The following is a 7,205-nucleotide window of genomic DNA, read 5'->3' on the forward strand; positions in this document are numbered from 1 at the left end:
GTGAATGAATGAGCGTTAATGCAAGGTTAATCAAAAGTGCTGTCGGTGCCGTGCTCCCTATCGAGAAAGCGGCATTGACGACGAAAGAGGCAGGAGAATGGGTGAGTGCCCCGTATCCGCGAGATGGAATGCGTTTGATGGTGGAACAATCAACAATTCTCAGACAAGCCATCGATGCGTATGCCCACAACATCGCCGGATATGGTTTCCTACCGGAATACATCGAAGAAACGTCAAATGACACCGCGAAAGAAGCGGAATGGAACAAATTACAGGAGACACTCGACTGGATGGGGTTTGATGAACCGCTCACGAAAGTGTTCAAACAGCTCGTTAATGACCGGGAGACAGTTGGGGAAGCCTTCATCGAAGTGCTCCGGGATAACAAGGGTGAAGTCATCGAACTGATCCGCGTCAATCCCGACGACATGGAAGTCAGTAAGCCGGGCGCACCAGTAGAAGTAACGATTGAACGGATGGGCATTAAGAAGACCGCTCAACGTGCGTTCCGTCGGTTCCGACGTGGACAGAAGCAGTTCTTCAAGCAATTCAACGATCCACGGCAAATGGACCGCTTAACAGGTGATTATCTGCCGGAAAGTTCAATCGGAACAGCGACAGAAATCGTTCACTGGAAGCTCGGTGACGCTGATTATGGTATTCCCCGCTGGATTGGACACGTTCCGTCACTCGCCGGCGCACGGAAGGCGGAAGAATTGAACTACCGCTACTTCACGCAAGGGCGTCATCTACCTGGTGCGCTCATCATCTCAGGTGGCGAGTTGACCGAAAAGAGTGAAGCACAGATTGCTCAGTACGCCAATGAGGTGGGCACCGAGGGGACACAACACAAAATGCTCGTCCTCGAAGTCGATGCGGTTAACGAGAATCTGACAGGTGAAGGTGGCGCGACCGCTCCTAAGGTTGAATTGAAATCGCTCGCTGACATGCTCCAAAAGGACGCTCTTTTCCTTGAGTACGACGACAAGGCACGGGATAAACTCCTGTCTGTCTTCCGTTTGCCTCCGGTGTACGTTGGCTTATCCAGTGATTACAACCGCGCGACGGTCGAAGAAGCCCGCCGTATCGCTGAGGAACAGGTCTTCCAACCCGAGCGGATGGAGATTGAGATGATGTTCAATCGTTTATTGCTGCCATCGTACGGTTTCAAGCATGTCAAGGTGGCACTCGGAGCACCGGAACTGACTGATGGTGAGCTAATCATCGCCGCTGTCGAGAAAGCTGGGGCCTCATTATCCGTCAATGAGAAGCGTGCCGTCATTGGTCCGCTCCTCGGGAAAGAGTTGGAACCACTTCCGGACGAACAATATGACCTCCCTTCGGGTGATAACGTCGTTTCTCCAACGCAACAGCTCGCTCAAGCGACGGGAGAAGCATTAGCCAAGGCAGAGGGTGGCGTCATCAAGGACGTGCTCAAAGACGTGCGGGACGAGCTTAACGAACTGAATGATGTCGTCGGTGGTTGGAAGGGTGAGGGCGATGTGTGACATCTCTTTCATCACGAAGGCGGACGACGATGAGTTACGCGGCCTGCTGAAGGATTTTCCGGAAGTCGAATACCTGATTGAACGGATCAACGGACTGGAATCCCTCTTAGCCAAGCTCCTGCGGGAGCATCGGAAGGATTACATCACCGCGATCGAACTGTTTTACGCTGAAGTCGGGCAGACGATGGGCTTTGCGTTTCAGATGGGTTTACCGGGCGTTCTCGCATCCGTCACGATGGCGCCTGCCGTATCCCTGGCATTGATGCCGCACTTGCAGGAAGTTGCGTCTCACATTGCAAGCACGACGATGGCACGGATTGATAAGGACGTCGTGTTCAGTGCGATCAGTCCGAGCCGTATCCGCTTCATGCAGGCGTATTCGGATGAGTTGGGGAAGGTCCTCGACCAAAACACCGCCAACAAGGTGACGAAAGTCATCACCAGTACGTTGGAACAGCGCGGGAGTGTTGAGGATGTCATTCAAGCATTGAAAGATGAACCGGATTTCGACCGGGCACGGGCACGACGCGTTGCCATCACGGAAACGTTGACGGCTGCCAGTGTTGGGGACGATGAAGCGTATCGGCAATCACCTGCTGTCATTGGCGTGGAGTGGTTGCACAGCGGAGGACGCAAGAACAAACCCCGTCCGTCGCACGTCGCATTGAGCGGTACGCAGAAGGGGCTGAATGATTTCTTCGATGTCGAGGGCGAGATTGCGAAGTATCCGCGGGATACCTCATTGTCCGCGAAGCAACGGATCAACTGTCATTGCACGACGGTTCCGGTCGTTGACCCGAATATCTTAGGTTTATCCGCTGAGGAGAAGAACGCCATCCGCCAAGGAGCCATTGATCAATTTGAATAGGAGGGCACTTATGCCACGTGAAATCAAAAACTTAGTTGTATCCCACGTCTCCATCGTGGACAAGGCCGCCAATAAGCGGTCTTTTTTGTTGACCAAAAGCGAGGAGCAGCCAAATGTTTCCCGCGACATGAACATCCTCAAGCAGGATGCCTCACAGCAAATCGCTTACGGGATCGTGTATGAACCGCTCGTCAAAGATGCACACGACGACTACATGACGGCAGACGAAATCGAGAAGGCGGCACACATCTTCCTCAAGGATTACCGCCAAATCGACAAGCAACACGATTTCACGTCACAAGTCGGGGACGTCATCGAGTCCTATATTGCTCCGGCTGACTTCGAACTGGGTGGCGAGACCGTCACGAAAGGCACGTGGGTCATGGCTGTCAAGGTAGCAGATGAGGTATGGACCGGCATCCAAAAGGGTGAATATACCGGCTTCTCACTCGCTGGCATGGGTGAGGTCATCGAAAAAGCGGAGGACCACAAGTCATTCCTTGCCAAAGTGAAAGATTCCGTCGCGGAAGTTCTCAAAGACATGGGGATTCTACCAGACGAACAGGGAGAGGAGGTGACAGACATGACACAGGAAGAATTGCAGAAGCAACTTGACTCGTTCAAGACCGAAATGATGGACCTCTTAAAATCCGCTCTCCCCGTTGCAAAAGCAGAGGAACCGGAAGCCGAGCCACAAGCAGAGCCAGAAGGCGACCAAGCTCAACAACAGGCTGAGCCGGAGGCATCTGAACTGGAGAAGGCACAGACGAAGATTGCAGAACTCGAAAAACAGCTATCTGTCCGACCGCTCCCGACTTCACACGAAGAAGTGACGAAAACAGCCGCAACATCTGATAAACCAACGTACGGCCAACATTTTGCATAACAGAGAGGATGACAACGATTGACTACTACACCAGAAATGCTTCAAAAACAGCTTGCGGATCTCCGTAAAGCCAATAACGTGACACTCCCGAAGGATGACAGCCGCGCGTTCATGCGTGATGCGGTCGCTTCAGCAGCTACGCTCAAGAAACTTTACTTCTACCCTGCAAAGGCGCCAGAAGGTCAAATCGATGTACTCGGTGTCAAAAAACGCCGCATGAAACTTCATCAAGGCGTCAACACGGTGCCGAATGGTACGGACATCGTCGAAGAACGCGTCGTGCCATTCCTGTTGACAAAAGTCTTCACGGATATGTGGCTTGAGGACGAAAACATCTACTACACAGCACAATCTCGCGGTGATAACGTCTCCGACACAATCGTTTCAATGCTCCGCGACCAGTTCTCGGCAGACATGCAGGACCTTGCCTTCAACGGTGACAAGGCTTCTGCTGTTGACTTCCTCAAAATGAAGGACGGCTACTTGAAATTAGCGCGTGAGAACGAAGACACAATCAAACATGACGTCACAGGCGACATCAAAGTCATGGATTTGCAAACTGTGCCACCAACAGTCGCACCAGAGCAACTCCGTGTCGGCAATTACGTCTGGATCATGGGCCGCGGAACGCACACGAAACTCCAAGCGGAAGTCATTGCCCGTGAGACACCAAAAGGGGATGCAGTCCTCATTGATGGAGAACTCGCTAAATTACACGGGTACTCAATCGAATTGGTCGATCACATCGAAGAAGACGTCGTCCTCTTCACACCGCTTGAAAACTTAACAGTCGTCACCGGATACGAAGTCAAGTACACACGCGCGACGCCAAGTGAGTTCGCGGTTGCGAAGGAGTCGACGTACCATTACCTGTCAGCTTCAGTGGACTTCTTGATCCGTACACCGAAAGCACTCGTCTACATCGGCGCTGACGCAGTAACACCCTGAGCCGGCTCCGTTCGCACTGACGTATGACCAGGTCGAGACCTACGGCATCTATCAAATGATGGAGGAACTCGGCCTGACGTACGATGAACTGCTGACGCAGGAGCCTTACACGATGCGTGACGTGCTGGAAAGCATGACGAAAACGGATCTGACGTCGCTCGCCGCGGAACTCGAGATCGTGGGCCGTTCGAGCATGACGAAAGCACAGCTGATTGATGCGATTCTCGCGACGCAGGAAGGAGGGGTCTGATGGGAGTCATCACCATACAGGAATTGAAAGATTATACGACGTTTGATGCGGTCGAGTCACGGAGTGACGCCCAGTTACAGGATGACATCATCCAAGCGGAAGCGGATATCTTTGATTACGTCGGGCATGAGTTCCCACCAAGTCAGTACACTCCTATCCCTCTACGCGTCAAACTGGCGTGCAAGAAGCTCGCGGAATACTATGCCCTTTCTGCCCTCGACGAGAGCGCGGTGAAGGGCTACAAGAGCGAAAAGATTGGCGATTACAGCTATACGATGGCAGATAGCAGTGGTCTTCGCGGGAAACCCGAGATCACGGCGTTGCTCGAAGCCTTCGTCAAGCCAGTCGTCACGGAAACACCCAAGGTTAGGATGCGATTCGTATGAGTTACGACAAGTTACTCTCCGACCGCGCCGACATCTATCATCTCGACAAAACGTCTTCCGGCGGTGGCTTCGGTCTCCCGTCAGAGGACGCTTTTTCCTATCCAAGCACACCAGACATCACGAACGTACCCTGTTACCTCGTCAGAGGACGCGGGACGCTCATTCAGACTGACACCATGCACGTCTCGTCTTCGGATGACATGGCTCATTTCAAGTATGCGACCGACCTCCGGGAAGGGGACAAGGTCGTCATCGATGGGTCTGTCTACAAGGCAGGCAAGCCGCACAAGGTCAAACAACATCATCTCGAGTGCCCGCTTCAACGGGAGAGCGCGTTATGAACGGGTTTGATGAGTTTGCGAAGGACATGGAGAAGATCCGCAAGGACTTCGATGACAGTATTCCGTTGATCATGGACGCCGTCGGCGCTGAACTGCTTGCGGAAACACGGAAAGAGATTGTGCGGCAACAACTCGTCGACACCCGGGACATGTTGAACAGCTTTTCGTTGGGTAACAGCTTCAACGTGTTCGAAAAGAGTAAGGGTGGCTACTCGGTGGAAGCCGGGACGACCAATCCTTATGCGGTAGACGAATGCCGCCTTCTTCAGTAATGGAGGAGATAGTCATCGGGGTAAATCGGTAGAACTCTAGTGTTAAAAAGTTTCTAAATGACGGTCAAATATGGTATACTTTCTTTAGGAGGTGTTCCATATGCTGGACTTGATAGAAATCACTGGTATGAAGAAACAAGGGAAGCGAAATCGGAAGTTTTGTTTAGTGAAATGTAGTTACTGCGGTAAGACGGTAGAGATGAGATATGATGGATATCTAGCCTCTCAATCGTGTGGTTGTCTAAAAGCTATTAAGGCTTCAAAGACAGCTTTAGGTCTTCGAACTCACAAGTCATCCAGAACGCGACCGTATCGGATATGGATTAGCATGAAAGACCGCTGTTACAACGTTAAAAATAAACGTTATGACCGGTATGGTGGTCGAGGTATCAGTGTCTGCGATGAATGGAAGAGTGACTTTGTAGCATTCCAACAATGGGCACTTGAAAATGGGTACGATGAAAAGAAAACGATTGATCGCATTGATAACGACAAGGGATATAGTCCTGATAATTGCCGATGGGCGACTAGTAAGGAACAATCCAGAAACAGAAGTACAACATTATCCGTTTTGTACAAAGGTGCTTATTACTCGCTGGCTGAAGTTGCTGAACTATCTGGTGTTCCCCGCGATATACTGAGTAATCGTTATCGTGCAGGAGAGCGCGGAGATCGGCTTGTGCGACCAGTTGGTGAGGATTGGACGCGTATGGTTGGAGAAACGAACGCGAACGCCAAAATCACTGCTGAAATCGCACTCGACATCAAACAAAGGCTCGCTAAGAAAGAGACTGTAGTTTCTATTGCCACTTCCCACGGCGTTTCTAAATATTTAGTGCATGATATCAAGCAAGGACGTACATGGAAACACATAACAGTAGACAATACCGAGGTAACTGACTAGATTGCGAAAGGCTAGTCAGCACCGTAGAGCGTAGAGGGTGAATAAATATAATCCCTCCAAGAGACTCCGACAGCCAGTAGGCAACCATTGTGGTTGTCTTTTTTTATTGGTTGAAAATGTACGCCGAACTTGCTGGTGACAGTAAGAAGCTGAGGATAAAAAGCCACAGCGATAACAAATGATTCGTTAATTCCGGGCATTGGACGGTCGGGCGCAAGTCGTTCGTCGAACCGACGCATTTCTTCGACATCTCCGTCTACATCGCGGAGCAATACATGTCCGTCGGCATTCAAAAGAAAATCGATGCACTCATTAAACGGCGATTAGGAGGCTGACATGGCGATTCAAAAACAAAGCTCATTCCTCGCCTTCTGTCGCGCGGAATCGGGCATCACAAAGTTTTACACGGATCAAGTACCGACGTCGTTCACCGAGCGTTCGTTGTATTTGAGTCCGTCCATCTCACGGGCAGCACCTTCTGCATCGGGCATTTCCCGGCGTTTGGTCATGGCGACGGTGACGTTCTTCGCTCCGAAACGCACGACGGCACAGGCAGACGCTGAGAAGGTCTTGTTGGCGCTCGAACAGCGTCGGAACCACATCCCGCTCTATGCGGCGAACGATTCCATCATCGGCAGGTTCGAGTTACAGGAAGCCAACATCCGTGCCATCGAGAACCCGGTCGATTCGGTCGGTGCCGTCACCTTGACGGTGTCTTGGATGGAGGATACAGCACATATCATCTCACGCGGTCCGGTTGTCAATCGGGTCGCTACTTTTTTGGAATAAGGAAGGAGCACGTACATGGCATATTGGGACAAGAATGGTCCGGATCAGGTCTT

Annotated in this window: 10 protein-coding genes; all 10 read left to right on the forward strand. The window is 51.5% G+C overall.

Translation table 11 applies throughout. The annotated features are described in order from the left end of the window. Nucleotides 1–8: 8 nt before the first annotated feature. The 10 genes from P404_RS17615 (at nt 9) to P404_RS0111315 (ending at nt 7,152) form a co-directional block, all read left to right on the forward strand. Nucleotides 9–1,508 carry a phage portal protein gene (locus P404_RS17615; protein WP_051590508.1) on the forward strand — a complete coding sequence of 500 codons (1,500 nt, stop codon included), beginning with the start codon at nt 9–11 and terminating at the stop codon, nt 1,506–1,508. Next, a complete protein-coding gene (locus P404_RS17620) occupies nt 1,501–2,376 on the forward strand; it encodes a phage minor head protein (protein WP_051590509.1) in 876 nt (291 codons plus the stop codon). The genes P404_RS17615 and P404_RS17620 overlap by 8 nt, the downstream gene beginning before the upstream one ends. 10 nt (nt 2,377–2,386) lie before the next feature. Then, nucleotides 2,387–3,262, forward strand: coding sequence for an XkdF-like putative serine protease domain-containing protein (locus P404_RS17625; RefSeq protein WP_051590510.1), 876 nt, complete (start codon nt 2,387–2,389; stop codon nt 3,260–3,262). Between the two features lie 18 nt (nt 3,263–3,280). Beyond that, nucleotides 3,281–4,210, forward strand: a complete 930-nt coding sequence (locus P404_RS0111280; RefSeq protein WP_026830823.1) for a hypothetical protein — start codon at nt 3,281–3,283, stop codon at nt 4,208–4,210. 58 nt (nt 4,211–4,268) lie between these two features. Next, a complete protein-coding gene (locus tag P404_RS18245) occupies nt 4,269–4,460 on the forward strand; it encodes a Rho termination factor N-terminal domain-containing protein (protein ID WP_026830824.1) in 192 nt (63 codons plus the stop codon). Then, nucleotides 4,460–4,846, forward strand: a complete 387-nt coding sequence (gene yqbG, locus P404_RS0111290) for a protein YqbG (RefSeq protein WP_026830825.1) — start codon at nt 4,460–4,462, stop codon at nt 4,844–4,846. The genes P404_RS18245 and yqbG overlap by 1 nt, the downstream gene beginning before the upstream one ends. Continuing rightward, entirely contained in the window at nt 4,843–5,187 is a 345-nt protein-coding gene (locus P404_RS0111295; protein WP_026830826.1) for a DUF3599 family protein, read from the forward strand. The genes yqbG and P404_RS0111295 overlap by 4 nt, the downstream gene beginning before the upstream one ends. Next, the gene (locus P404_RS0111300; protein WP_026830827.1) at nt 5,184–5,459 is read left to right on the forward strand and encodes an HK97 gp10 family phage protein; all 276 of its coding nucleotides are present in this window, start codon (nt 5,184–5,186) and stop codon (nt 5,457–5,459) included. The genes P404_RS0111295 and P404_RS0111300 overlap by 4 nt, the downstream gene beginning before the upstream one ends. A gap of 328 nt (nt 5,460–5,787) precedes the next feature. After that, nucleotides 5,788–6,363: a hypothetical protein gene (locus P404_RS17630; RefSeq protein ID WP_236624391.1), complete on the forward strand. Its 576-nt coding sequence runs from the start codon at nt 5,788–5,790 to the stop codon at nt 6,361–6,363. 336 nt (nt 6,364–6,699) lie between these two features. Beyond that, nucleotides 6,700–7,152, forward strand: a complete 453-nt coding sequence (locus P404_RS0111315) for a hypothetical protein (RefSeq protein WP_026830829.1) — start codon at nt 6,700–6,702, stop codon at nt 7,150–7,152. Nucleotides 7,153–7,205: the final 53 nt, after the last annotated feature.

The organism is Exiguobacterium antarcticum DSM 14480 (assembly GCF_000685865.1).
GTDB classification, from domain to species: Bacteria; Bacillota; Bacilli; order Exiguobacteriales; family Exiguobacteriaceae; genus Exiguobacterium_A; species Exiguobacterium_A antarcticum.